We start from the raw sequence: 23,197 nt of genomic DNA on the forward strand, positions 1-23,197 counted from the left end.
GATGCTAAAAACGATTTCCCCTTTAATCTCGCCCGAACTGCTGAAAGTGCTGGCTGAAATGGGCCACGGCGATGAAATTATTTTTTCTGATGCTCATTTCCCCGCCCACAGCATGGGGCCACAGGTTATTCGTGCCGATGGGCTGAAGGTCAGCGACCTGCTGCAGGCTATTATTCCGCTGTTCGAACTCGACAGTTACGCGCCGCCGCTGGTGATGATGGCAGCGGTCGAGGGGGATGCGCTCGATCCCGCCGTCGAGACTCGCTATCGCGAGGCGCTATCCTGCCCGTCCCCTTGCCCGGAGATCAGCCGTATTGACCGCTATGCGTTTTATGAACGTGCGCAAAAAGCCTTTGCGATCGTTATCACAGGTGAGCGCGCTAAGTACGGGAATATTCTTTTAAAAAAAGGAGTAACGCCGTAATCTCTTGCCGGTGCGCCCGCCCAATGCGGGCGCGTATCGAATGATGGGGTGAGAAAAGATGAAAGCGGCACGCCAGCAAGCGATAGTAGATCTGTTAATTCAGCATCAAAGCCTGACGACGGAAGCGTTATCCGCTCAGCTTAACGTCAGCAAAGAGACTATTCGCCGCGATCTCAGCGAGCTCCAGGCGCAGGGCAAAGTGCTGCGCAATCACGGTCGCGCCAAATACCTCCACCGGGAAAACCAGGACAGCGGCGATCCTTTCCATATGCGCCTGAAAAGCCACTTCGCGCACAAAGCCGATATTGCCAGAGAGGCGCTCAGCTGGATCGAGGCAGGCATGGTGATCGCACTGGACGCCAGCTCCACCTGTTGGTATCTGGCGCGGCAGCTTCCCGATATTGATATTCAGGTCTTTACCAACAGCCAGCCGATTTGTCTGGAGCTGGGCAAGCGCGAACAGATTCAGCTTATTAGCTCCGGCGGTAAGCTTGAGCGTAAGTACGGCTGCTACGTTAACCCTTCGCTTATTTCACAATTAAAGCCATTGGAAATCGACCTGTTTATCTTTTCCTGCGAAGGGATAGACGGCCACGGCGCGCTGTGGGATTCCAACGCCATCAACGCCGACTTTAAGTCCACGCTGCTCAAGCGCGCGTCACAGTCTTTACTGTTGATTGATAAGAGTAAATTTAATCGCTCGGGGGAAGCGCGGATTGGGCATCTGGATGACGTGACGCATATTGTGTCTGACGAAGTAGGCCTGATAAGCGCAGCGCCATCAGGCAATTCGCCATAACTTCACGGTATCGCTGCGCTTGTTATTGCCGGATGGCGGCTTCGCCTTATCCGGCCTACCTTATTAACGTTCGTCGCGACGCCCGCCAACCGCAGCCCACAGGCGGCGCACGTGGACGGTCACTTCTTCACGGTCATGGTACAGCTGTCGCGCCTGAATCTGCGCATTAATGCCGTGTTCGTCCAGTTTGGCCTGGATGTGCGCCAGGTTCTGCGACAGCTCCTCATAGCGCTTTTTCATCGGCAGCTTCAGGTTGAAGATGGTCTCGCGGCACCAGCCGTTGACCAGCCATTCAGCCATCAGCGCGGCGACTTTCGCCGGCTTCTCTACCATGTCGCACACCATCCACGAGATGTTGTTGCGCGTCGGGCGGTAGCGGAAGCCATCTTCACGCAGCCAGGTCACCTGGCCGGTGTCCATCAGGCTTTGCGCCATCGGGCCGTTATCCACGGAGGAGACCCACATGTTGCGCTTCACCAGTTGATAGGTCCAACCGCCAGGGCAGGCGCCCAGATCGACCGCGTACATGCCGTTTGCCAGACGTTCATCCCACTCATCGGCCGGGATAAAGACGTGGAACGCCTCTTCCAGCTTCAGGGTTGAGCGGCTTGGCGCATCGGCCGGGAACTTCAGGCGTGGAATGCCCATGTAGAACGGCGAGTTATTATTGCTATAGGAGTACCCGGTATAGCAGCAGCCCGGCGCGATAAAGAACACGTGCACCACCGGACGCTTAGTGGTTTCGTACGGCGCCAGCACGTTAGCTTCGCGTAGCGCAGCACGCAGCGGCACGGTGAATTTACGGCAGAACTTCATCAGCTCTTTGCTTTCGTTGGTGTCTGCCACTTCCACGCGCAGATCGCCACCTTTCTCCACCACGCCTTGCAGCATGCCGACAACCGGCGTTACGCGGTCTTCGGCAGGTAAATCTTTCAGCAGTTCGCCAACCACAATCATCTGGCGGGCAAACACCAGCGAGCTAAACGGCAGCTCTCGCGCCAGCTTATCGGCGTCCCCTTCCTGATAACATTCGAAAATCACATAGCCGGAGTTATCTTTGACGCGCGCAAAGCCATATACCTCGCGGCGACCGGCTTTATCGGTAATTTCCGCAGCACACTCTTTCTCAAACCCAGGGCGGCAATACAGCACAACCTTATTCATGAACAACACCCTTACGCTTAAGTCGAATAGCACCAATTAACATCAAAACCCAGCCGGCAAGGAAGCTGACGCCGCCGACCGGGGTAACAAACGCCCACAGGCGTAAATGCGAGAGCGCAAGGCAGTACAGGCTGCCGCTGAACAGCACGGTTCCCAGCGCCAGGAACACGCTGCTCCAGTAGAACCAGATACTGATCCGACGCTGCATGGCAACCGCCAGACCAAAGATGGCCAGCGTGTGAAACGCCTGGTATTCCAGACCGGTCTGGATCCACCCCATTTCAACAACGCCGAGTGATTTACTCAGCACATGTGCGCCAAACGCGCCCAGTGCCACAAAGATGAAGCCGCTGATGGCGGCAAAAATCAGCATAAAACGGCTGGTCATGATGGTCTTACCCTAAATTCATTTATTGTTCGTAACGGAAACGAAAAGTTTCTTGCTCATGGGCCGCTTTCGCCAGAATCCACTGACGAAAGGCCGCTATTTTACCCAGTTCTGCCTGACTGTCATGACAAACCAGATAAAAAGCGTTCTTACTGACCAGAACATCATTAAACGGGCACACCAGACGGCCTGCCTCTATCTCTGACTGCGCCATGACGTTATTGGCCAGCGCAATCCCCTGTCCGTGGATAGCAGCCTGAAGCACCATGGCGCTGTGGCTGAAGATCGGTCCCTGTTGTACGTTAATATGGGTGAGCCCCAGCTGACGCGTATACGTTTGCCAGTCGCGGCGGGAGGCGTCGTGCAGCAGCGTGTGCTTGGCCAGGTCGGCAGGCGTTTTTAACGCCTTTTCGCCGGTGAGCAGCAAAGGGGAACAAACCGGGAGCAGATACTCAGCGTACAGTTTTTCTACCCGCAGCCCCGGCCAGTTGCCGCGACCGTAAAAAATTGCCACGTCGACATCGTCCGCCAGCTTGTCTTCCTGACGGTCTACCGCCTGGATTCTGACGTCGATTCCCGGATAAGCTGAGTTAAAGCTTGAGAGGCGCGGCACCAGCCATTGAATGGCGAAACTGGGCAATAAACTTACGGTTAACGCCCCTTTAGCGCTTCGTGCCTGTAGTTTACGCGTTGCCTCTGTTAATTGCGAAAAGATCTCTTTGATATCCTGAAAATAGCTCTGCCCCTCTTCGGTCAACAGCAGTGAGCGATTGCGGCGGCGAAACAGTTTCAGCCCCAGAAAATCCTCGAGAGACTTGATTTGGTGGCTTACTGCGGCCTGCGTCACAAAAAGCTCATCGGCCGCGCGGGTGAAGCTTAAATGACGCGCGGCTGCATCAAATACACGTAATGCATTAAGAGGTGGCAAACGCTTTGACATGGTCCCAGAACCCAATTGTTAATTGAATTTAACAAATAGGAAACAACAGTTAACCTATTAGTTTTTTTTATCTGAGCCATTATAATTTGTCCGTTGAGCTTCTACCAGCAAATACCTATCATGGCGGCACTTCCTGAGCCGGAACGAGAAGCTTTTTTCGGAATGCGTGTTCTGAAGGGCTTTTGGCTTACGGTTGTGATGTTGTGTTGTTGTGTTTGCAATTGGTCTGCAATTCAGATCACGGTAGCAAAGCTACCCTTTTTCACTTCCTGTACATTTACCCTGTCTGTCCATAGTGATTAATGTAGCACCGCCTGATTGCGGTGCTTTTTTTTGCCCGGACGATCGCCCCTTATTTCTCCAGTGCGACCATCTCTTTCACTTCGCTGTGATTAATCTGCTGTTTCACACCGTTCGCATCTTTATACGAAATCAAACCGGTATCATTATCCGTCTGCGGTTTCCCTTCAGACACGATGCTTCGACCATCATTGGTGTGTATCACGTAGTTCGGCCCAGCGCAGGCGCTCAGCGCGAAAGTCAGCATACAGGCAGAGATAATGGCGGCAGTCTTTTTCATTTTTTCTCCTTACAGCGACTTATGCTATTCAATATTAGATTAACAACAGGGATTAATTTTTCCCCAACACTAAACAGCATAAGACACTGACGCGGCTGCGTATGCAGTTCCGGATAATTCCGACGATGAGCACAAGCCTTGTATCAACGCGCATTTTGCGCGACGATCTCCTTATTGATATGAGGAATTCCATGAACGCCTTCTCCCCAGCACAGTTTCGCTCCCAGTTTCCCGCCCTGCATGATGCCGGGGTGTACCTTGATAGCGCCGCCACCGCGTTAAAGCCACTGGCGGTGATCGAGGCGACACATCATTTTTATTCGCTCAGCGCGGGTAACGTGCACCGCAGCCAGTTTGCCGAAGCCCAGCGCTTAACCGCGCGCTATGAGGCCGCTCGCGAGCAGGTAGCCCGCTGGCTGAACGCCCCGAGCGGCAAAGACATTGTCTGGACGCGCGGCACCACCGAGGCCATCAATATGGTGGCCCAGTGCTACGCCCGCCCGCGTCTGCAGCCGGGCGATGAGATTATTGTGAGCGTGGCCGAGCACCACGCTAACCTGGTGCCATGGCTGATGGTTGCCGAGCAGACCGGCGCAAAGATTGTGCAGCTGCCTCTCGGCACCGATCGTCTGCCGGATGTCGAACAACTGACGACGCTCATCACCCCGCGCAGCCGCATTCTGGCGCTGGGGCAAATGTCGAACGTGACCGGTGGCTGTCCGAATTTATCGCGCGCCATTGCCCTCGCCCATCGGGCAGGCATGGTGGTGATGGTGGACGGAGCCCAGGGGGCGGTGCACTTCCCCGCCGACGTTCAGGCGCTGGATATCGACTTCTACGCTTTTTCCGGCCATAAGCTCTACGGGCCCACCGGCATCGGCGTGCTATACGGTAAAAGCGAACTGCTGAATGCCATGAACCCATGGCTCGGCGGCGGCAAAATGATTAGCGAAGTGACCTTCGACGGTTTCACCACTCAGCCGGTGCCTTATCGTCTGGAGGCCGGTACGCCAAACGTTGCCGGAGTGATTGGTCTCAGCGCGGCGCTGGAGTGGCTGTCCGATATCGACATGGTACAGGCCGAATCCTGGAGCCGGGGTCTGGCGACGCTTGCGGAGGAAGAACTGGCAAAACGCCCGGGCTTCCGCTCTTTCCGCTGCCAGGACTCCAGCCTGCTGGCCTTTGATTTTGCTGGCGTTCACCACAGCGATATGGTGACGCTGCTGGCCGAATACGGCATCGCCCTGCGCGCCGGTCAGCACTGCGCTCAACCGCTGCTGGCGGCGCTGGGCGTGAGCGGTACGCTGCGCGCCTCGTTTGCCCCTTACAATACGCAGGACGACGTACAGGCGCTGGTCAGCGCCGTCGACCGTGCGCTCGAACTTCTGGTGGACTAATGACGACGTCTTCACTCGCCGGGCACCCGTTCGGCACCACCGTAACCCCAGATACGTTACGAAAACAGTTTGCGGCGCTTTCGCAGTGGGAAGAGAAATACCGCCAACTGATCCTATTAGGAAAACAGCTTCCAGCGCTGTCGGAAGATCTAAAAGCGCAAGCGCGCGAGATCCCCGGCTGCGAAAACCGCGTCTGGCTGGGTTATACCCAAGCGCCAGACGGCACGCTGCACTTCTTTGGCGATAGCGAAGGAAGGATTGTACGTGGGCTGCTGGCGGTGCTGCTGACGGCGGCAGAAGGCAAACAGCCAGCGGAGATTCTGGCAGACGATCCGCTCAACCTGTTTGATGAACTGGGGCTACGTGGTCAACTGAGCGCCTCTCGCTCTCAGGGCCTGATGGCCCTGAGCGAGGCCATGATAGAAGCCGCGCGTCAGACGCTAGCCTGACGCTCCGCTTTCGCCAGCATCTTTTTCAGCGCATGGGACACCGCGACAAAACCAAAGGTTGCGGTCACCATGGTCGCCGCGCCAAAGCCCGAGGCGCAGTCCATGCGTTTAGGGCCCTCAGCGGTGCTTTTCATGGCACACACTGACCCGTCAGACTGCGGGTAGACCAGCGCTTCGGTGGAAAACACGCAGTCCACACCCAGCTTACCTTTGCTGTTCTTCACCACGCCAAATTCGCTTTTCAGCCGCTCACGCAGCTTGGCCGCCAGCGGGTCCTGAATGGTTTTCGCCAGATCGCTGACCTGAATCTGCGTCGGGTCGATTTGCCCGCCCGCCCCGCCGGTTGTGATCAGCGGCACTTTATAGCGACGGCAGTAAGCAATCAGCGCCGCCTTCGGCCGCACGCTGTCGATGGCATCGACCACGTAGCTGTAGCCCGCGCCCATGTATTCCGCCACATTATCCGGGGTGACAAAATCGTCTACGACACTCACGCGGCACTCGGGGTTAATCAGCCGGATACGCTCCGCCATGACCTCAGCTTTTGCCAGCCCAACGTTGCCGCCAAGGGCGTGGATCTGACGGTTAGTGTTGGTAACGCACACGTCATCCATGTCGATAAGCGTGATCGCACCGATGCCGGTACGCGCCAGCGCTTCCGCCGCCCAGCTGCCTACGCCGCCAATACCGACCACGCACACATGCGCGTCAGCAAAGACCTGTAGCGCTTTTTCACCGTACAAACGTGCCGTGCCGCCAAAACGCTGGCGCCAGGCGTCACTGATAACCACAGACATAAAACCTCAAATTCATAAATTTCGCGCGATATTACCGCCTGATGGCGGCTACGCCTTATCAGGCCTACTCAATCATGTAGGCCGGATAAGCGAAGCGCCATCCGGCACTAGCCGCTAAACACATTCCCGCCGTTAGACGCTGTCTTCAGCACCCACACGCGTCCGTAGTGATTATACCAGCCTGCGCGATGCCCGGCATCCGGGCCGATGCCCTGGTAGATATCGAAGTGCTGGCCTTTAATCGCGCCGCCGACGTCCAGCGCCACCATCAGACGCAGCTCATACTGGCCGTTAAACTTGCCGTTGTTATCCAGTTGCGGAACTTCAGCCAGCAGCGTCGTGCCCGGCGGAATCACGTTGCGGTCGGCGGCGACCGACGCTCGGCCCACCAGCGGTACGGCGCTGGCGCCTTTTACCGGCGCAAAGGACTGCGGTTTAAAGAAGACGAACGACGGGTTTTGCTCCAGCAGCTCGCGCACTTCCGCTTCGCTGTGGGTTTCACCCCAATGGCGAATCGCCTGCATCGACATGTCTTCGCGCTTCACTTCGCCGCGGTCGATCAGCACTTTGCCAATGCTTTTATATGCCCAGCCGTTTTTCCCTGCGTAGCTAAAGAAGTTCAGCGGCGAGCCGTCGCCGAAATCAATATAGCCGCTGCCCTGTACGTCCATGATGAAGTTATCCATCAGCGAGTTGCTGTAGGCAAGAATGTAGTCATCGCTCAGCTGTCCGGCGTAAATGCCGGCGCGGGAAGGCAGCTTACCGCGCTTAGGCGGCATGCGGTAAATCGGGTACTGGAATTCGCCCTGTCGCGTATGGCGCGCCTCAACCACCGGCGTGTAGTAACCGGTAAACTGGACGTTACCGTAGTTATCTGTCCCTTCCATCTGCCAGGCATCAAGACCGTACTGGCGCAGGGTGCGGGTATCGCCGCCGGCGAGCAGCCACTGCTGCACGGCGCTATAAACGTTGCTCTGGTTGCCGTAAAGGCGCGGAGAGGCGTTTCGGATATGGCCGACCTGCTGCGCAAAGTCGCCGGCATTAATCGGCGCGCCCACGGCATCAGGCTGGTTGACTAAAGAGAAAGGCTGGGTGAATTTCCCGTCTTTATACTGTTGACCGCGATCGGTCGGTTTTGACGAACAGGCGGCCAGCATTGCCAGCATTGCGCCCGTTGCCACATATTTAACCCAACGTCCTTTCATGGTGTCTTGTATTCCGCATAATCGTAAGTGCCCGCTGAAGATAACAAACCGCCAGGGGTATTGAAATGCGATCGCGCATGCTTGTCATAATTACGTACAAAAAACAGGCAAATTGTGTCGTATACGTACAAGTCATAAAAAAATGAGTGATTTATCTCAAAAATGGGTTGCAACAAATGCTCAGCAGAGTATAGTGCGCATCCACGGACGCGGGGTGGAGCAGCCTGGTAGCTCGTCGGGCTCATAACCCGAAGGTCGTCAGTTCAAATCTGGCCCCCGCAACCAATTAAAATCAGAAGCAGTAACGTTACTCGATGGAAGAGTAATGACGGACGCGGGGTGGAGCAGCCTGGTAGCTCGTCGGGCTCATAACCCGAAGGTCGTCTGTTCAAATCCGGCCCCCGCAACCAATTAAAATCTGATGCAAGTTTACTCGATGAAGAGTAAAGACGGACGCGGGGTGGAGCAGCCTGGTAGCTCGTCGGGCTCATAACCCGAAGGTCGTCGGTTCAAATCCGGCCCCCGCAACCAATTAAAATGACACCCTTAAGGGTGTTTTTTTTTGCCCGTCGTTCAGCCAACGCAGCGCCACCCGGTTGAATGGCGCCCCCTTCCCTAGGCTTCTCGATACTCGCGCATAATCGTATAAATCTTTTCAATATCAATATGCTGACGCATCGATGCTGCCAGGATATCAAACTGCTGCGCCTTATATTCTGCATAGTGAAAATCGTGGTTGAGCGCCGCCAGCCCTTTGCGCTCACGTAAGCCGTTAACCAGCGCGCGGGTAAACGCATCGCTGTCGAACAGGCCGTGCAAATAGGTGCCAAAGACCAGCCCATCTTCGCTGACCGCGCCATCCGCGCTGTACTGACCGTTTTTACACAGCTGCATCAGCGCACGACCGTCGCCTGACGGCGTGGTTTCACCCATATGAATTTCATAGCCGCGCAGCGGCAGACCAGAGACCGGCGCCAGCCAGCCCGGTAGCGCATCGCCGAGCGTCGCAGTGGCCTGCGTGGTGGTTTTCGTCGGCGCAAAGCGCGTCACCACGTTTAGCAGCCCTAAGCCGGGCAGCGAGCCCAATCCTGACTCCACGTCATCGATGAGCGTATCGCCCAACATCTGATAACCGCCGCAAATACCCAGCACCGGCACGCCCTGACGCTGCGCCAGTAAAACGCCGTGCGCCAGCCCGTTATCCTGCAACCACAGCAAGTCGCCCAGCGTATTTTTACTGCCGGGCAGGATAATCAGGTCAGCGCCGGACAAATCTTCCGCATGCCGGACATAGCGCACCCGCACGTCCGGCTGCGCCGCCAGCGCGTTGAAGTCGGTAAAGTTAGAGATATGCGGCAGTTGCACCACCGCCACGTCAATCTCATACGCTGCCGCGTGACGGTATTTGCCCTTTTGCAGCGCCACGCCGTCTTCATCTTCCAGGTCAACTTCCAGCCACGGCATCACGCCCAGCACCGGCACATGAGTCAGCGCTTCAATCTGTTCAATACCAGAGTGCAGCAGCGCAACGTCGCCGCGAAACTTATTGATAATCACCCCTTTCACCCGCGCCCGTTCGTGCTCGCGCAGCAGCGCCAGGGTACCGTAGATAGCGGCAAACACGCCGCCCCGGTCTATATCGGCCACCAGAATCACCGGGCACTGCGCCATCTCGGCCATGCCCATATTGACGATATCGCGGTCACGCAGGTTAATCTCCGCCGGGCTGCCCGCCCCTTCCAGTACCAGCACCTCATACTCGCTCGCCAGACTCCGGTAGACGCTGAGAATCTGCTCGCGCAGGCGCGGCTTGTAGTCGTGATAGCTGACAGCGTCCATATCGCTCGCCACTTCGCCCATCAGTACAATCTGCGCTTTGCGGTCGCTGGTTGGCTTGAGCAGAATCGGGTTCATCCGCACATCCGGCGCAATGCCCGCCGCTTCCGCCTGAAAAATCTGTGCGCGCCCCATCTCTTTGCCATCTGGGGTAATGCCGGAATTGAGCGCCATATTCTGCGATTTAAACGGCGCGCAGCGCAGGCCATCCTGATAAAAAATCCGGCATAGCCCCGCCACCAGCATACTTTTCCCAACATCGGAGGCGGTGCCCTGCAACATAATGGCCTGTGTCATACGGTTCCTTTTTCACGCATCCGGCGGAAAAATTCCGCCTCGGTTTTACACAGCGGCAGCCCCAGCTCCGCATGCAGCTTCACCAGCCATGGCTGGCTCAACCCCGCTTGTTCAATCAGTGCTGTACGGGCAAACACCTCGCCCGGCTCGCCCTCAGCCAGCACTTCGCCGTGGCGCAGCACGTATACTGCGTCGCTAACTTCATAAATTAAATCAATATCGTGGCTGGAAATCACCACATGATTTCCCTGCGCCACGATGCGTTTGATGATATCGATCATCTGCGCGCGCCCGGAGGGGTCCAGCCCGGCGGTCGGTTCATCCAGCAGCAGGTAGCGCGCCTGTAATACCAGCGCACCGGCAATCGCCACCCGTTTTTTCTGCCCGTGGCTCAGGCATTGAATCGGCTGCTGACGGAAGTGCTGGGCATCAACCAGCGTCAGCGCGTCGTCTACCCGGCGGGCAATTTCCGTTTCCGGAACGCCCAGATTACGCAGGCTAAAGGCAATATCGCTATCAATATCGGTGTAGAAAATCTGCTGCTCCGGGTCCTGGAATACGGTCGCTACCTGCTGGCGCAGCGCCAGCAGCCCGCGCTTACTGTAGTCCAGCGGTTTGCCCTGCCACAGCACCGCGCCCTGCTGCGGGCGCAAAAGCCCGCTGAGGTTCATAAACAGCGTCGATTTTCCGCAGCCGTTCGCCCCAACGAGGCCGGTGACGGCCTGGCGCGAGAAGTCCAGCGTCAGCCCTTTGAGCGTCGGTTCCTGCTGGTAGCGAAACCAAAGGTTAGTGGTAGCCAGCATGGCGTTCCTTAGAGGTGAAAATCACCTTGATACAGTTTGATATCCAGTACGGTGCTCATCTGCTGATAGCGGATTAAAACACGCGTAAACAGCAGGCTGACCAGCATCGCCAGCGAGCGGTAGCCCAGACGAACGTTGCGATAACCAAAGCGCAGCGTCTGCGCCCGGTGGATCGCCATCGCCTCGTCCAGCAGGATAAAGATAAAGCGCCAGGTCAGCAGGATCTGCTCGATCAGCAGGCGCGGCACTCGTCCGCGTTTGAGCAGCACGATAAGCTGCGGGAACGGCAGATTCAACACCAGCCAGAAGGTCGCGGACAATGCGGCCAGGCTGCGCCAGAAGGTCGCGTTGGCGGTGGCAAGCCCGGCGGTGGTGATGCCGAGCGAGAACGAACCCAGCGGCACGCTCACCAGCAGCGCGTGCGGGTCGCGGCTGACGCTAAAAACAATCGTCACCACGCCTACCAGCAGAAAGCCCAGCGGCAGCGCCATCCAGCGAAGCCAGCGCCACAGCGAGATACGCAGCAGCCAGCAGGTAAAACCCGCCGTCAGTGCCATCAGCAGCGCCTGTCCGAGCGGCGGCAGGCTAAAGGCCAGCACCATCATCAGCAGCCAGAGCAGAAACTTTCGCTCTGGCTGCACGTGAAACCAGCGGCTTTGGTAACTCAGCCTATCAAGCCCGGTCATCATGGCGCTGGCGGCCCTTGTAGTAGCCGAGAATGTAGAAAATCACCGCCGCGCCGAGGGAGCCCTGCAGGGTAAACAGCAGGCTCTCAATTTCGCCGCTTGCCGGTTCATAGAGCGGCTGGAACCACGGCTTATAGCCTGGATCAACGGCGCTAATCACGCCTTCAGCCTGATCGTCAGAACCACCGTATTCGCCGCCATGGTTGATAAAGAACGGCAGGATAACCAGCGCAATCACCATCGCCAGCAGGATTAATGTCTTTTTCATTTTAGCGCCCCTCAGTGGCGATCAGCTGTCGCTTGGTTAACTGGTCGTAGATCATCACCGTCAGCAAGCCTTCGGCAATGGCGATAGGAACCTGAGTCAGGCAAAAGATCCCCATAAACTTCAGGCTCGATCCAACAAAGCCCGCCTGCGGATCCGGAAAGGCCACGCCCAACTGGAGAGAGGTGACAAAGTAGGTCGCCAGGTCCGCCAGCATGGCGCACAGGAACACCGACACATCGCGGCGGAACCCGGCCTTACAGGCCATCTTCCACACCAGATAGCCGACGATTGGCCCAATTACCGCCATTGACATGCCGTTAGCGCCAAGCGTCGTCAGGCCGCCGTGAGCCAGCAGCAGCGCCTGGAACAACAGTACGATCGCCCCCAGAATAGCCACTACGCCCGGCCCGAACAAAATGACTGCCAGCCCCACGCCGGTCGGGTGCGAGCAGCTCCCGGTGACGGACGGGATCTTCAATGCCGAGAGGACAAAAATAAACGCCCCGCACAGCGCCAGCAGCACCTTCTGGTTGCTGTCTTCCTGCACGATGCGGCGCAGGCGAACCAGCCCGTACCATAGGCACGGCAGGAACAGCAGCCACCAGGCCAGCGCCCACATCGGCGGCAGGAAGCCTTCCATGATGTGCATCGCAAAGGCTTCTTGCGGTACCACCAGCAGCAGTATCGCCGCCGCGAATCCACTGAGCGATAACTGCTTCAGCTGTTGTTCCAGTTTCATTTTCCTTGCTCCCACTGTTTATTCACCAGAATGGTGGAGAAATACGGCAGCGGCAGGTCGTCAGCGACCTCGCCTAAATGCCGCCAGCACTGTTCACCCGGCAGCGTCGCCTCGGCCATCAGCAGTGCGTTATCCAGCAGTCCTGCTTTTGCCAGCAGCGCTTTAATACGCGGAAAACGGCCATAGACTTTCATCAGCACCAGGCTGTCGTGCTGCGCCAGCGCGCGTTCAATCTCGTCTTCCGGCGCGGTGCAGGCGACCACCGCCAGCGACTGCTGTTCCATTGCCAGCGGCGTTTTGCTGCGCGCGGCAATGGCAGCGAACGAGGTCACGCCGGGCACAATCTCCAGCCACTCAGGGCTGCCAATGCGCTGGAGTAAAAAGACCCAGGTGCTGAACAGCATCGCGTCACCGAGGGTGATAAAGCCCACGCGCTTCCCGGCTTCCACTTCGCGTACCAGCGCCGCCGAAACGTCATCCCAGACGGCCTCTTTTTCAGCGCTGTCGGCGCTCATCGGGAAGTGGCAGCAGCGTACTTCGGTCTGTTCGCCGAGGTATTCGCGCACGATGGAGAGCGCCAGGCTGTCGCCGCCTTTGCGGCCAGCCGGGGCGTAAAGAATATCCAGCGAGCCCAGAACGCGCGCCGCGCGAACGGTAATCAGGTCAGACGCACCCGGCCCGGTGCTCAGGGCATACAGTTTGCCGCTCATGCTGCCTCCAGAGACTGCTGCAAATGGTCAACAAACATGGCGCGCACCACCGGGTTTTCGCCCAGCCCGCACAGCCACGGCGTAGCCGGAATGCCCGCCGCGTTAAACAGCGTCTTCCACGAATCTTCTTCGTCGGAGGCCATGTCGTTGATAGCGTGGTCGCCCGCCACCAGCATCAGCGGCATCAGGTGTACGGCGCTGACGCCCTCTCTGCTCATGCTCTCAATCAGCACCTCCACTTCCGGGTAGCTCTCCACCGCGCCAACCCGCGCCGGGAAGCGCTGGGCGGTCATCATATGGTCGAGGCAGGCGTAGGCAGCAAAGGCGTGGTGGCTGGCGCCGTGGCCCATAAACACCACCTTTTCGTTGGCGTTCAGCGCAGGCATTTGTTGGGTGAGCGCCTCCATCAGACGCACATAGTCGTCGTGGCCGCTCAGCAGCGGCGTGCCGAGGGTCAGGCGTTTAAACAGCGGGCGCAGGCTCTGTACTTCGCGGGCAATTTTCTCGTACTCGTCGCCATTGATAATGTGCAGCGACTGAACCGCCACATCGTCATAGCCGAGGTCCGCAAGCTTTTGCAGCGCCTCAAGCGGCGTATCGGTTTCAATGCCGTCGCGGGCTTTCAGCTTGCGGATAATCATGCCCGAGGTAAAGGCGCGGAACAGGTCACGATCGGGGCAACTGGCCGCCAGTTCGCGTTCGCAGGCGACAATATTCTTCTCGCAGGTATCGTGGTAGCTGGTGCCGAAGCTCACCACCAGTAGGGCTTTTTTCATGCTTGATTCCTTTTGTCGTCGGCCAACCAGCGCGCTAAGCGCTCGGCAAAGGCGGACTGACTTTCCAGTAGTTCATCGCCGGACACCAGCGGTGCCGGACGGGTAATCACGATGCAGGGAAGTCCGGCGTCCAGGCAGGGTTGTACCTTCTCCAGATAGCCGCCTTCCGCGCCGGAGGCTTTGGTCACCACCACGTCGGCGCGGCAGTGACGATAAAACGCGGCGTTAAATTCCGCGCTGAACGGCGCGCAGATAGCAAAAATCTCGCCCACGCCAAAGCCGAGGTCGGCGCACTGCTGCACCACGTTCGGCACCGGCAGCACGCGGGCCAGCAGCGTTTTTTCCGGCAGCCCGGCGCGCCACCGCGCCAGATCTTTGCTGCCGGTGGTCAGCAGCACGCGCTGGCCTAACGGTTTGATCCGTTCACAGGCTTCATCAATGCCGGTGACGTAGTGCAGCAGCGGGTGCGTCAGTTCATCCCGTTGATCCGGGCGCTGGTAGCGACTCAGCAGGACACCCGCTTGCGCACAGGCGTCCAGCACGTTGCGGCTGACCGCTTCGGCATACGGGTGCGACGCATCAATCACCCAGCGCGTGTTGTGTTCACGAAGCCAGGCGACCATCTCTTCCCGCTCCAGACGACCGCAGCGCACCTGCCCCTGAATATCGCCCGCCAGCGCTTCGCCGGTGGGTGTCGCCACCGACACGGTGTAGCGCACCTGCGCGGCATCAAGCTGCAGGCAAAGCGCGCGCGCATCGCTGGTGCCGCCCACCACCAGCACGTCACCGAAACTCACAGCACGTAGCCTCTAGGCGTGATCATCAGGCCGTCCTGCACATAGGTGGTTTTATTGCCGACGATGACCAGGCTGGTCATGTCCACCGGTTCAAAGTCCATCGCGCCGAGCGTAGTGAGCCATTTTTCCTGCTTTTTGCGCCCGGCCGACTTCACCACGCCCACCGGCGTATCGGCGCTTTTAACCGCGGAAAGCAGTTCAAAGGCGCGCGCCAGATGCCCTTCGCGACCCCGGCTGCGCGGGTTGTAGAAGCAGATAACGAAGTCGGCTTCCCCGGCGGCGATAATACGTTTCTCGATCACCGGCCACGGGGTGAGCAGGTCGCTCAGGCTGATATGGCAGAAGTCGTGCATCAGCGGCGCGCCCAGCAGTGAGGCTGCCGCAATGCTGGCGGTCATGCCCGGGATCAGGCGCACTTCCACGTCCAGCTTCTGTTTGCTGACCAGTTCCAGCACCAGCCCCGCCATGCCGTAAATGCCCGCATCACCGCTGCTAATCAGCGCCACGTTGTGCCCGGCCTGCGCCAGTTCAATCGCCGCCTGACAGCGTTCAATCTCTTTGCACATCCCGGTTTTGATCACCTGCTTATCGCCGGTAAAGGCTTTCACCAGGTGGGTATAGGTTTTGTAGCCGACGACGATTTCCGCCGCCTGCAGCGCCTCGACGGCCTCCATGGTCATCATGGCCTGCGAGCCAGGGCCGATCCCAATTACGCTTAACATCAGTATGTGACTCCCAAAGTAATGGTGATCCCCTGTTCACGCAGGGTTCCACCGAGTAAGTGCCCATCGCTTAACAGCCATGCCGACGGGCCGGAAACGCTGCCAACGCCGACCGTTTGTTTGACAAACAGCGATGAGGGAAAACGGTGCTCATGCTCGCGCAGAGCGGACACGCTAAACACCTCAAACGGTACGTCGAGGTCGCTTGCCAACTGAATCAGCCCCAGTTCATCCTGCTTAAGGACAATGCTGCCGATAGCCTTCAGCGCCAGCGGGTCCAACTGCTGAAGTGCCAACTGGCGCATCAGCAGCGCGCTAATCAGCTCGCGCGGGGTGCCGCGACGGCAGCCAATGCCCGCAACGATGCGCCGCGGGACCAGCTTCCAATGGGGCACCGGCAGATCGGGTAACGTTTTACGCAAGGTGATACACACCAGCCCATCGAGGTCGGGCAGCGTATGAAGATCGGTAACCGGAATAAAACCGCGTAGGTCGCAGCGGCGAATATCAGCGCTAAAACGGTCGTCCCACCACAGCCCAACCCGCTGCTGGCTGACGAGCATTTGGTTAACCGCCTTTACCGCGGCGCGAAAGTCGTGCATCCGCGCGTTGAGCTGACAGGCCAGCGTATCCAGCGCCGCCACCTCATTCACGTCGGTGGCGGTGGTGATGACCGGCTCCACGTCGAGAATGCCCGCCAACCGTCGTGCCAGGTCGTTCGCGCCGCCCACGTGGCCGGAAAGCAGGCTAATCACGTGCTGGCCGCGTTCATCAATCACCACCACCGCCGGGTCGCGGAGCTTATCAACCAGCAGCGGCGCCAGCACGCGTACCGCGATGCCGGTCGCGCCGATAAACACCAGCGCTGAATAGTGCGTAAATGCCCGCTGCACGGTACGGGAAAAGCTGCCGTCAAAAGGCAGGAATCCCTCCACCACCAGCCCTTCGCGGGTAAAGCAGGTCATCGGCAGCGCCGAGTGTAGCCGCCTGGCCAGCGCGACGCCGCCGGGGGTCAGGCAGAACAGCGCAATGCGCTCAGGCTTTGCGGTATTCATGGCTAAAATCTGCGGCGTAGAGGCGCGAGTAGTGGTATTCCTCGCCGAGAAAATCCCCGACCAGGATCAGCGCCGTTTTACGGATGTCGGCATCGCGCACTTTATCGGCGATATCCAAAAGCGTACCGCGTACGGTCTGGCTCTCGGGCCAGGTAGCCTTGTAAATCACCGCCACCGGCGTGGTCGCCGGGTAGCCGCCGTCAATCAGCCGCTCGGCGACTTTGTTGATGCGCTGTACGGAGAGGTAAATCGCCATTGAGGTGCGATGCTGGGCAAAGGATTCCAGCTGTTCGCGCTCTGGCACCGGCGTACGCCCTTCCAGGCGAGTGATGATCAGGCTTTGCGAGACTTCCGGTACCGTGTACTCGACGCCCAGCTCCGCCGCCGCGCCGAGAAACGCGCTGACGCCCGGCACCACCTGCCAGTCAATGCCGCGACGGGTCAGCTCTTCGCCCTGCTCGCGCACCGAGCCGTACAGCGACACGTCGCCGGTTTGCAGGCGCACCACCGTTTTTCCGGCCTTCACGCCCGCTTCCATCAGGTCGAGGATTTGCTCAAGATGCAGCCCGGCGCTGTCGTGGCACTCGGCTTCCGCCGGACAGTAGCTCAGCAGTTCGGGGTTAATCAGCGAACCGGCGTAAATCACCACTTGCGCCTGTTGCAGCAGGCGGTAGCCTTTCAGAGTAATCAGTTCGCGGTCGCCCGGCCCGGCGCCGACGAACCAAACGCAGCGTGTATCAAAAGCCTCAGCCATGGTGTCGCTCCTTGTGACAAGCAAGCACAAAAACGGGATTGTGCGGTTTAAAATAGTGACCGGTACCCAGCGCCGTCAGCGTTGAAACATTCAACTGCTGGCAGTCAACCGCCGGAACTCCGACGCGCTCGAGATGCTCGAGAGCACAGTGCAGGTTCTCCTGCAAAATAAAGGTCATCACCAGACGCCCGCCCGGGCGAAGCTGGCGCAGAGACCAGTCGATAAGCGCGCAGAGATGGCCGCCGCTGCCGCCCATAAAGACCGCGTCGGCGAGCGCATCAACCGTCAGCGGCGCTTCGCCTTCTACGATGTGAATATTCCGACACTCAAAGCGCTGACAGTTTTCCGCCAGCAGATGCAGCGCCGCCGGATTACGCTCAATCGCCGTCACCGTCAGCGCCGGATTTTGCAGCGCGGCTTCAATCGACACGCTGCCGGTGCCTGCGCCAATATCAATCAGGTGACTCGCACCGTGCAGCTCAAGTTTTGAGAGCGCCAGCGCGCGCACTGCCTCTTTGGTCATCGGCACCTTTTCGCCGCGTAAAAACAGCTCATCTTTCATCGAGGATCACCACCGTGTTCATCTCATAATCGCGCTCCACGGCGCTAACCGGCAGCCAGTGGATGCGTTCGTTGTCCTGCGCCAGGTTTTCGCCAATCACCATCCAGCGGTGTCCCTTACCGCGCGCCACCAGTTCAGCGGCGATGGCTTTCGGGCCGCAGCGTTTGTCGGTGACCATCGCCACCTTGCGGTGGCTCGCCAGCCTGTCGAAATCCACCTCGCGCCCGTGGCTGCTGGTCAGCCACATGTCGTTCATATCAATGCCCGCCTGCGCGCACAGGTATTGCACGGCGCTGACGCCGGGGATCACCCGCACGTTTTCACGGCCAAAATGGGCAATAAGCCGCGTGCCGATGCCGTAAAACAGCGGGTCGCCGGAGGCCAGCACCACCACGTTTTGCGCCTGTCGCGCCTCAATCCACGCCAGCACCTGGGGAATATTGGCGCCCAGCGGGCAGCGTTCACCATCAAACGCCGGAAACTGCGCCAGATGGCGCACGCCGCCAACCAGCGCATCAGCTTGTTTCACCGCCTCCACGGCCTGCGGCGTCATCAGCTGTACGCCCGCCGGGCCCATTCCGACGACGGTTAACATTGCATGTCCTTGACGATCTCGTTGACCGGGCGATTGCTGCCGAGGATCTGGTTATCAAAGGCAAACATGATGGCATCGCAGATGGGCGGATTTTGCGTGAAGCGCAGCCGCTCCAGCACGCGCTGGCAGATGCGCTTGGCCAGATGGTTGTAGATTTTCTGGAAGCCGTGAGCGTCAATGTGTTCCATTGCCGCTTCGGTGGTGTCGCACTCGCTCACCAGAGTGAGCAGTTCAAGGGGCGCGCCGAGCAGCGCCAGATGGGCCACCAACGTCTCCATGCGCCCGTCGGCGATATGGCTGTGGGTGTGGAAAATCCCGGCGGCGATTTTGACCAGCTTGCCGGGGTGGCCAATCAGCACAATCTGGCGGAAGCCAAGGCGCACCGACTCTTCAATCATGTAGCCGACAAAGTTGCTCATGGTGACCACCACCTGCGAGTCAATGCCCATCTGCTCGCGTACGAAGCGTTCGCCGTGGTTGCCCGGTACCAGCACCACGCGCGCCAACCCGGCGGCACGTTTCATCTCCAGTTCCAACGCCAGCGAGCGTTTCCAGCTCTCTTCCGACATCGGCGTCACGATACCGGTGGTGCCAATAATCGAAATGCCGCCCAGAATGCCCAGCCGCGCGTTATAGGTTTTCTTCGCCCGCTCTTCGCCCTCTGGGGCAAAAATCTCCACCTCTGCGCCGCGCGCCGGGCCGATGGCCTCACGAACGGCGGTCTCAATGGTGTGTCGTGGGGTGCGATTAATCGCCGCGCTGCCGATGGGCAGCCCGATGCCTTTGCGGGTAACGGTGCCAACACCTTCGCCGCCACGCAGGATAATCTCGCCGCTGTCGTTGACGGTGACGCGAGCAAAAATCAGCATCCCGTGGGTAGCGTCGATATCATCGCCGCCATCTTTGCGGATGGCGGCAATACCCTGCTGGCCTTCGACGTGCGGGGATTCGACATTCAGGTTTAGCGTCACGCCCGACGGCGTGACAATCGAGATCTGGTGAATCAGGTGCTGGCGCATCACCATCAGCGCGGCGACTTTCGCCGCCGCCGTGGCGCTGGAGCCGGTGGTGTAGCCTTTGCGCAGCGCTTTGCCGTTATGCCACACCGGGGCATCAAAGGCGGGCTCGCTCATCGCACCCCCTGCAGATGGTAGAGAATGGCGTTGACGATCGCCGCCGCAACGTTGCTGCCACCTTTACGCCCCAGCGCGGCAATGCCCGGCAGGCTGCTTTTGCTCAGCGCCTCTTTGGATTCCGCCGCGCCGACGAATCCGACCGGCACGCCAATCACCCCGCCGACTTCCAGCGCGTTATGCTCCATCAGGCGGAATAGCGCGGTTGGCGCATTGCCGAAGACAAACACTTTGTCGCCCTCTTCTTTGGCGGCAATGTCCACCGCCGCCATCGAGCGGGTAATGCCCTGCGCTTTGGCCTCGCGCACCACGCGCGGGTCGCTGATGTAGCAGCGGCACTCGCCGCCGAAGGTGGCCAGCAGGTTTTTGTTGATGCCGGAAAGCGCCATGGTGGTGTCGGTGTAGAGCGTGCACGGGCGGCTCAGCGCCTCGCACAGGCGGGTTAATGCATCCGGCGAGAACCACAAAATATCCAGCCACTCGAAGTCGGCGGTGGTGTGGATCACCCGTTTGATAATCGCTTCGTGCAAGGGGCTGGCGAAGCGATACTCCGGGCGCGTTTGCGCGATAATCTCGCTGATAATCTCGAAGCTTTTGCGCTCAATCGCTTGCGGTTGCTGGATATAGTTCATGCAGTGCTCCTCAGGCCACGCCGATAAGCCAGAACCTGACCGCCATAAACAGCAGCAGGGCCAGCGTTGACGCTACCCACATCAGTCGAATCGTTCGGGAAATATCATCAATGGCAATCGGGCGATGCGCGTCGCCAATCCACGGCTTGTTCACCCGCTCGCCAAAATAGTCGTTAGGGCCGCCAAGACGGATGCCCAGCGCCCCGGCGACGGTCGCTTCAGACCAGGCGCAGTTGGGGCTGCTGTGGTTTTTACGGTCGCGCCAGCCGATACGCAGCGCGCGCGCGCCATTATCGCGGCAGATAAAGGCGGCAAGGCCAATCAGCAGCCAGCTCAGACGCGCGGGAATGAAGTTCGCCACGTCGTCGAGACGCGCGCTGACCATGCCAATTGCCCGGTATTTTTCGTGCTTGTAACCCACCATCGAGTCGAGGGTGTTCACCGCTTTGTAGGCCATCGCCAGCGGCGCGCCGCCGAGCAACAGGAAGAAGAGCGGCGCGATAATGCCGTCGACGGTGTTTTCCGCCACCGTCTCCACCACCGCGCGGTTGATCTGTTCCGGCTGTAGCTGTGAGGTATCGCGCCCGACAATCCACGACAGCTTGATACGGCTTTCGGCAAGATCGCCTGCCCGCAGCGGACGTTCGACCGCCTGCGCCGACTGCGCCAGGCAGCGCCCGGCCAGCACCGTGAAAATCATCCACACCTCAACGCCAAAACCCAGCCACGGATGCACGCTCGCGGCGAGGCGCAGCACGCCCCAGGCAACGGCGTAACTCAGCCCCACTACCACCAGCCACATCACCCCGCCGCCAATACGCAGCGCAAGGTCGGTATGACACATCCTGCGCACCGCGCGCTGCACGGCGTTAATCAGGTTGCCTATCCAGCGCACTGGATGCGGCCAGCTGTGCGGGTCGCCGATGATGAAATCAAGCCCCCAGGCCAGGCACCAGGCCAGCAGCGTCATTGGGCACTCCTTGCGGCGGCAAACCAGTGGTTGAGCATCGACGGGTTCTGAGCAAAATGGAGATGCAGGTAGCTGGCAAAAGTATTGCCACGTTGCCAGCCACCGGCCCACTGCTGGAGCACCGCGCCGTCGCGGGTTTTACGGCACGCCATCACCGCAGGCGTCTGGGCGGTAAAATCGGAATAGTGGAATTCGTGGCCGCGCAGCACGTCGCCGGGAGCAGCGAGCAGCGTTGGCTGCTGCGCCTGCGCTTCGCAGTAGCCAAAGCGGGTCAGCCGGGAGCCCATTTTGCTGTGGCCGGGCAGAATATCGGCCATTGCGTAGGTATCACCGTTCTTATCTTCCAGCGTGGTGCCAAGGTACATCAGGCCGCCGCATTCGGCGTAAATCGCCACGCCGCGCTCGTGCGCCGCGCGCAGCTGCGTCAGCATTGGCTGGTTATCTGCAAGGGCACGGGCGTGCAGTTCCGGGTAACCGCCGCCGAGCCAGATCATCTGGCAATCGGGCAGCACCGCGTCATGCAGCGGGCTAAAGCGCACAATCTTCACGCCAGCACGCAGCAGCAGTGCCAGATTGTCCGGGTAGTAGAAGTTGAAGGCTTCATCATCGGCAAGGGCGAGCGTCAGCCCCGCGCCGGAGTCCGGCATGGGCGGCCATTGGCCGGAAGGTAAAGTGCGCAATGCGCTCAGTTCAAGCAGACGATCGGCATCCAGCGTTCGCTCCAGCACGGTAGCAAAGTCTTGCCATGGCCCATTGTCGAGCGCCGATTCTCGGGCAGTGACCAGCCCAAGATGGCGCTCCGGCAACGATACGCCATCCACGTGCGGCACATAGCCCAGCACAGGAAGGCCGCAGTAGCGTTCAATGGCGTGCTTAAGCAGCTGGAAGTGGCCCTCGCTGTTGACGCGATTCACGATGACGCCAGCGATATTCAAGCGGGGATCGAAGTGCTGAAACCCCATCACCGTCGCGGCAATAGAAGTTGAAACCGCCTTACCGTCCACCAGCAGAATCACCGGACAGCCCAGCTGTTTCGCCATCGCCGCGCTGCTGCAATAATCAGGGTCGGTGCCGTAGCCATCGTAAAGGCCCATGACGCCTTCAATGACGGCAACATCGGCCTGCTGCATATGTTCGCAGAACAGCGCATTAAGCGTGGGGGCAGGCAGCATATAGCTGTCGAGATTATGGGAGGTAACGCCGCTAAGGGCGCTGTGCCAGCCGGTATCAAGGTAGTCCGGCCCGACTTTGTAAGGCTGAACCCGCAGGCCGCGTCGCTGTAACAGCGTAAGCAGACCCAGCGTTACCGTGGTTTTACCACAGCCGCTGCCGGTCCCGGCGAGAACAAATGCGTGCTGTCTGGCTGCCATACCCTGACCCTATGCAGGGTGGTCATCGGGTATAGCCGTGCGTGCGCCCGGTCCGGAGACCGTTCGACTCAAAGCAACCCACTTCCCACCGAAGTTGTTGTTAATGGCCAACAGGCAGGTCTTCTGGCTTAGCGTCATCCTCGCCCGTCCTTCCCGATCTGTCGATCAGTGGTGTGTACGGGGTTGTCAGCATCACAGCAGCGGGGGCTGCGGAGGGTTTACACCTCCTTCCCTGGCACATAATCTATGCCAAACCTGTTGGTTGCAGATTTATACCGGCACGTCGGCCCGCATAAAATAAAAACAGGTTACTCTAGCGCCGCAAAAGAAGGATTTCGTTGCGCTATGA

General features: G+C 59.2%; 27 protein-coding genes, 3 tRNA genes and 1 riboswitch. Of the genes, 7 read left to right on the top strand and 23 right to left on the bottom strand.

Features of this window, described 5'->3' with window-relative positions; all coding sequences use genetic code 11:
* Position 1: 1 nt before the first annotated feature.
* Both fucU and fucR read left to right on the top strand, forming a co-directional pair.
* Positions 2-424, top strand: coding sequence for an L-fucose mutarotase (gene fucU / locus H7R58_RS18240; protein WP_106925996.1), 423 nt, complete (start codon positions 2-4; stop codon positions 422-424).
* Between the two features lie 58 nt (positions 425-482).
* Complete coding sequence (fucR, locus tag H7R58_RS18245; RefSeq protein ID WP_106925994.1) at positions 483-1,223, top strand: L-fucose operon activator; 741 nt, start codon at positions 483-485, stop codon at positions 1,221-1,223.
* Positions 1,224-1,286: 63 nt separating this feature from the next.
* Here the strand turns inward: fucR and rlmM are convergent, their stop codons facing one another.
* From rlmM to H7R58_RS18265, 4 genes are all read right to left on the bottom strand, one after another.
* Positions 1,287-2,387 carry a 23S rRNA (cytidine(2498)-2'-O)-methyltransferase RlmM gene (gene rlmM, locus H7R58_RS18250; protein WP_106925992.1) on the bottom strand — a complete coding sequence of 367 codons (1,101 nt, stop codon included), beginning with the start codon at positions 2,385-2,387 and terminating at the stop codon, positions 1,287-1,289.
* On the bottom strand, positions 2,380-2,775 hold the full coding sequence (locus H7R58_RS18255; RefSeq protein ID WP_049850475.1) for a DUF423 domain-containing protein: 396 nt from the start codon (positions 2,773-2,775) through the stop codon (positions 2,380-2,382). Before H7R58_RS18255 ends, rlmM begins: the two co-directional genes overlap by 8 nt.
* A gap of 22 nt (positions 2,776-2,797) precedes the next feature.
* Positions 2,798-3,715, bottom strand: coding sequence for a glycine cleavage system transcriptional regulator GcvA (gene gcvA / locus H7R58_RS18260; protein WP_106925990.1), 918 nt, complete (start codon positions 3,713-3,715; stop codon positions 2,798-2,800).
* Positions 3,716-4,067: 352 nt separating this feature from the next.
* Complete coding sequence (locus H7R58_RS18265; protein WP_106925988.1) at positions 4,068-4,295, bottom strand: YgdI/YgdR family lipoprotein; 228 nt, start codon at positions 4,293-4,295, stop codon at positions 4,068-4,070.
* A 191-nt stretch (positions 4,296-4,486) separates the two neighbouring features.
* Between H7R58_RS18265 and csdA the strand changes: the two genes are divergently transcribed.
* Both csdA and csdE read left to right on the top strand, forming a co-directional pair.
* A complete protein-coding gene (gene csdA / locus H7R58_RS18270) occupies positions 4,487-5,692 on the top strand; it encodes a cysteine desulfurase CsdA (protein ID WP_182930101.1) in 1,206 nt (401 codons plus the stop codon).
* On the top strand, positions 5,692-6,141 hold the full coding sequence (gene csdE, locus H7R58_RS18275) for a cysteine desulfurase sulfur acceptor subunit CsdE (protein ID WP_182930100.1): 450 nt from the start codon (positions 5,692-5,694) through the stop codon (positions 6,139-6,141). Before csdA ends, csdE begins: the two co-directional genes overlap by 1 nt.
* On the opposite strand, the gene tcdA is transcribed toward csdE, so the two are convergent.
* Positions 6,126-6,938 (bottom strand): tRNA cyclic N6-threonylcarbamoyladenosine(37) synthase TcdA, encoded by an 813-nt coding sequence (gene tcdA, locus H7R58_RS18280; RefSeq protein ID WP_106925982.1) that lies wholly within the window; start codon positions 6,936-6,938, stop codon positions 6,126-6,128. The genes csdE and tcdA overlap by 16 nt on opposite strands.
* A 107-nt stretch (positions 6,939-7,045) precedes the next feature.
* Positions 7,046-8,143, bottom strand: coding sequence for a murein transglycosylase A (mltA, locus tag H7R58_RS18285; RefSeq protein WP_106925980.1), 1,098 nt, complete (start codon positions 8,141-8,143; stop codon positions 7,046-7,048).
* A gap of 208 nt (positions 8,144-8,351) precedes the next feature.
* Between mltA and H7R58_RS18290 the strand changes: the two genes are divergently transcribed.
* The 3 genes from H7R58_RS18290 to H7R58_RS18300 all read left to right on the top strand — a co-directional run bounded on the left by H7R58_RS18290 (position 8,352) and on the right by H7R58_RS18300 (position 8,674).
* Positions 8,352-8,428, top strand: a tRNA-Met gene (locus H7R58_RS18290).
* 48 nt (positions 8,429-8,476) lie between these two features.
* A tRNA-Met gene (locus H7R58_RS18295) sits at positions 8,477-8,553 on the top strand.
* Positions 8,554-8,597: 44 nt separating this feature from the next.
* Positions 8,598-8,674: transfer RNA gene (locus H7R58_RS18300), tRNA-Met, on the top strand.
* Between the two features lie 84 nt (positions 8,675-8,758).
* Here the strand turns inward: H7R58_RS18300 and H7R58_RS18305 are convergent.
* Genes H7R58_RS18305 through H7R58_RS18385 form a run of 17 tightly spaced genes read right to left on the bottom strand, consistent with a single transcriptional unit; the run spans position 8,759 to position 22,848 of the window.
* Positions 8,759-10,276, bottom strand: coding sequence for a cobyric acid synthase (locus H7R58_RS18305; RefSeq protein ID WP_182930099.1), 1,518 nt, complete (start codon positions 10,274-10,276; stop codon positions 8,759-8,761).
* A complete protein-coding gene (locus H7R58_RS18310; RefSeq protein ID WP_182930098.1) occupies positions 10,273-11,079 on the bottom strand; it encodes an energy-coupling factor ABC transporter ATP-binding protein in 807 nt (268 codons plus the stop codon). The genes H7R58_RS18305 and H7R58_RS18310 overlap by 4 nt, the downstream gene beginning before the upstream one ends.
* An 8-nt stretch (positions 11,080-11,087) precedes the next feature.
* The gene (locus H7R58_RS18315; protein ID WP_106926119.1) at positions 11,088-11,765 is read right to left on the bottom strand and encodes an energy-coupling factor ABC transporter transmembrane protein; all 678 of its coding nucleotides are present in this window, start codon (positions 11,763-11,765) and stop codon (positions 11,088-11,090) included.
* Entirely contained in the window at positions 11,752-12,033 is a 282-nt protein-coding gene (locus H7R58_RS18320; protein ID WP_106925974.1) for an energy-coupling factor ABC transporter substrate-binding protein, read from the bottom strand. The genes H7R58_RS18315 and H7R58_RS18320 overlap by 14 nt, the downstream gene beginning before the upstream one ends.
* Position 12,034: 1 nt before the next feature.
* Positions 12,035-12,772 (bottom strand): cobalt ECF transporter S component CbiM, encoded by a 738-nt coding sequence (gene cbiM, locus H7R58_RS18325; protein ID WP_106925972.1) that lies wholly within the window; start codon positions 12,770-12,772, stop codon positions 12,035-12,037.
* Positions 12,769-13,482, bottom strand: a complete 714-nt coding sequence (locus tag H7R58_RS18330; protein ID WP_182930097.1) for a cobalt-factor II C(20)-methyltransferase — start codon at positions 13,480-13,482, stop codon at positions 12,769-12,771. Before H7R58_RS18330 ends, cbiM begins: the two co-directional genes overlap by 4 nt.
* Entirely contained in the window at positions 13,479-14,258 is a 780-nt protein-coding gene (gene cbiK / locus H7R58_RS18335) for a sirohydrochlorin cobaltochelatase (protein WP_106925968.1), read from the bottom strand. The genes H7R58_RS18330 and cbiK overlap by 4 nt, the downstream gene beginning before the upstream one ends.
* The gene (locus tag H7R58_RS18340) at positions 14,255-15,055 is read right to left on the bottom strand and encodes a cobalt-precorrin-6A reductase (protein WP_182930096.1); all 801 of its coding nucleotides are present in this window, start codon (positions 15,053-15,055) and stop codon (positions 14,255-14,257) included. The genes cbiK and H7R58_RS18340 overlap by 4 nt, the downstream gene beginning before the upstream one ends.
* On the bottom strand, positions 15,052-15,777 hold the full coding sequence (locus tag H7R58_RS18345; RefSeq protein ID WP_065358106.1) for a precorrin-3B C(17)-methyltransferase: 726 nt from the start codon (positions 15,775-15,777) through the stop codon (positions 15,052-15,054). The genes H7R58_RS18340 and H7R58_RS18345 overlap by 4 nt, the downstream gene beginning before the upstream one ends.
* Positions 15,777-16,832, bottom strand: coding sequence for a cobalt-precorrin 5A hydrolase (cbiG, locus tag H7R58_RS18350; RefSeq protein WP_106925964.1), 1,056 nt, complete (start codon positions 16,830-16,832; stop codon positions 15,777-15,779). The genes H7R58_RS18345 and cbiG overlap by 1 nt, the downstream gene beginning before the upstream one ends.
* A complete protein-coding gene (locus H7R58_RS18355; RefSeq protein ID WP_182930095.1) occupies positions 16,813-17,586 on the bottom strand; it encodes a cobalt-precorrin-4 methyltransferase in 774 nt (257 codons plus the stop codon). Before H7R58_RS18355 ends, cbiG begins: the two co-directional genes overlap by 20 nt.
* Positions 17,579-18,148 carry a decarboxylating cobalt-precorrin-6B (C(15))-methyltransferase gene (locus H7R58_RS18360; RefSeq protein WP_182930094.1) on the bottom strand — a complete coding sequence of 190 codons (570 nt, stop codon included), beginning with the start codon at positions 18,146-18,148 and terminating at the stop codon, positions 17,579-17,581. The genes H7R58_RS18355 and H7R58_RS18360 overlap by 8 nt, the downstream gene beginning before the upstream one ends.
* Positions 18,138-18,743 (bottom strand): cobalt-precorrin-7 (C(5))-methyltransferase, encoded by a 606-nt coding sequence (locus H7R58_RS18365; protein ID WP_106925958.1) that lies wholly within the window; start codon positions 18,741-18,743, stop codon positions 18,138-18,140. The genes H7R58_RS18360 and H7R58_RS18365 overlap by 11 nt, the downstream gene beginning before the upstream one ends.
* The gene (gene cbiD / locus H7R58_RS18370) at positions 18,737-19,876 is read right to left on the bottom strand and encodes a cobalt-precorrin-5B (C(1))-methyltransferase CbiD (RefSeq protein WP_106925956.1); all 1,140 of its coding nucleotides are present in this window, start codon (positions 19,874-19,876) and stop codon (positions 18,737-18,739) included. Before cbiD ends, H7R58_RS18365 begins: the two co-directional genes overlap by 7 nt.
* Positions 19,873-20,508: a cobalt-precorrin-8 methylmutase gene (locus tag H7R58_RS18375; RefSeq protein ID WP_182930093.1), complete on the bottom strand. Its 636-nt coding sequence runs from the start codon at positions 20,506-20,508 to the stop codon at positions 19,873-19,875. Before H7R58_RS18375 ends, cbiD begins: the two co-directional genes overlap by 4 nt.
* A 10-nt stretch (positions 20,509-20,518) precedes the next feature.
* Positions 20,519-21,478 carry an adenosylcobinamide-phosphate synthase CbiB gene (gene cbiB, locus H7R58_RS18380; protein ID WP_182930092.1) on the bottom strand — a complete coding sequence of 320 codons (960 nt, stop codon included), beginning with the start codon at positions 21,476-21,478 and terminating at the stop codon, positions 20,519-20,521.
* Complete coding sequence (locus H7R58_RS18385; RefSeq protein WP_106925950.1) at positions 21,475-22,848, bottom strand: cobyrinate a,c-diamide synthase; 1,374 nt, start codon at positions 22,846-22,848, stop codon at positions 21,475-21,477. The genes cbiB and H7R58_RS18385 overlap by 4 nt, the downstream gene beginning before the upstream one ends.
* Positions 22,849-22,943: 95 nt before the next feature.
* Positions 22,944-23,122: riboswitch (cobalamin riboswitch) on the bottom strand.
* Between the last annotated feature and the right edge of the window lie 75 nt (positions 23,123-23,197).

It is taken from the genome of Klebsiella sp. WP4-W18-ESBL-05 (genome assembly GCF_014169075.1).
Classification (GTDB): Bacteria; Pseudomonadota; Gammaproteobacteria; order Enterobacterales; family Enterobacteriaceae; genus Kluyvera; species Kluyvera ascorbata_B.

Coding starts and splice junctions, on each gene's coding strand:
- fucU (WP_106925996.1), top strand. CDS start 2: ATGCTAAAAACGATTTCCCCTTTAATCTCGCCCGAACTGCTGAAAGTG.
- fucR (WP_106925994.1), top strand. CDS start 483: ATGAAAGCGGCACGCCAGCAAGCGATAGTAGATCTGTTAATTCAGCAT.
- rlmM (WP_106925992.1), bottom strand. CDS start 2,387: ATGAATAAGGTTGTGCTGTATTGCCGCCCTGGGTTTGAGAAAGAGTGT.
- H7R58_RS18255 (WP_049850475.1), bottom strand. CDS start 2,775: ATGACCAGCCGTTTTATGCTGATTTTTGCCGCCATCAGCGGCTTCATC.
- gcvA (WP_106925990.1), bottom strand. CDS start 3,715: ATGTCAAAGCGTTTGCCACCTCTTAATGCATTACGTGTATTTGATGCA.
- H7R58_RS18265 (WP_106925988.1), bottom strand. CDS start 4,295: ATGAAAAAGACTGCCGCCATTATCTCTGCCTGTATGCTGACTTTCGCG.
- csdA (WP_182930101.1), top strand. CDS start 4,487: ATGAACGCCTTCTCCCCAGCACAGTTTCGCTCCCAGTTTCCCGCCCTG.
- csdE (WP_182930100.1), top strand. CDS start 5,692: ATGACGACGTCTTCACTCGCCGGGCACCCGTTCGGCACCACCGTAACC.
- tcdA (WP_106925982.1), bottom strand. CDS start 6,938: ATGTCTGTGGTTATCAGTGACGCCTGGCGCCAGCGTTTTGGCGGCACG.
- mltA (WP_106925980.1), bottom strand. CDS start 8,143: ATGAAAGGACGTTGGGTTAAATATGTGGCAACGGGCGCAATGCTGGCA.
- H7R58_RS18305 (WP_182930099.1), bottom strand. CDS start 10,276: ATGACACAGGCCATTATGTTGCAGGGCACCGCCTCCGATGTTGGGAAA.
- H7R58_RS18310 (WP_182930098.1), bottom strand. CDS start 11,079: ATGCTGGCTACCACTAACCTTTGGTTTCGCTACCAGCAGGAACCGACG.
- H7R58_RS18315 (WP_106926119.1), bottom strand. CDS start 11,765: ATGACCGGGCTTGATAGGCTGAGTTACCAAAGCCGCTGGTTTCACGTG.
- H7R58_RS18320 (WP_106925974.1), bottom strand. CDS start 12,033: ATGAAAAAGACATTAATCCTGCTGGCGATGGTGATTGCGCTGGTTATC.
- cbiM (WP_106925972.1), bottom strand. CDS start 12,772: ATGAAACTGGAACAACAGCTGAAGCAGTTATCGCTCAGTGGATTCGCG.
- H7R58_RS18330 (WP_182930097.1), bottom strand. CDS start 13,482: ATGAGCGGCAAACTGTATGCCCTGAGCACCGGGCCGGGTGCGTCTGAC.
- cbiK (WP_106925968.1), bottom strand. CDS start 14,258: ATGAAAAAAGCCCTACTGGTGGTGAGCTTCGGCACCAGCTACCACGAT.
- H7R58_RS18345 (WP_065358106.1), bottom strand. CDS start 15,777: ATGTTAAGCGTAATTGGGATCGGCCCTGGCTCGCAGGCCATGATGACC.
- cbiG (WP_106925964.1), bottom strand. CDS start 16,832: ATGAATACCGCAAAGCCTGAGCGCATTGCGCTGTTCTGCCTGACCCCC.
- H7R58_RS18355 (WP_182930095.1), bottom strand. CDS start 17,586: ATGGCTGAGGCTTTTGATACACGCTGCGTTTGGTTCGTCGGCGCCGGG.
- H7R58_RS18360 (WP_182930094.1), bottom strand. CDS start 18,148: ATGAAAGATGAGCTGTTTTTACGCGGCGAAAAGGTGCCGATGACCAAA.
- H7R58_RS18365 (WP_106925958.1), bottom strand. CDS start 18,743: ATGTTAACCGTCGTCGGAATGGGCCCGGCGGGCGTACAGCTGATGACG.
- cbiD (WP_106925956.1), bottom strand. CDS start 19,876: ATGAGCGAGCCCGCCTTTGATGCCCCGGTGTGGCATAACGGCAAAGCG.
- H7R58_RS18375 (WP_182930093.1), bottom strand. CDS start 20,508: ATGAACTATATCCAGCAACCGCAAGCGATTGAGCGCAAAAGCTTCGAG.
- cbiB (WP_182930092.1), bottom strand. CDS start 21,478: ATGACGCTGCTGGCCTGGTGCCTGGCCTGGGGGCTTGATTTCATCATC.
- H7R58_RS18385 (WP_106925950.1), bottom strand. CDS start 22,848: ATGGCAGCCAGACAGCACGCATTTGTTCTCGCCGGGACCGGCAGCGGC.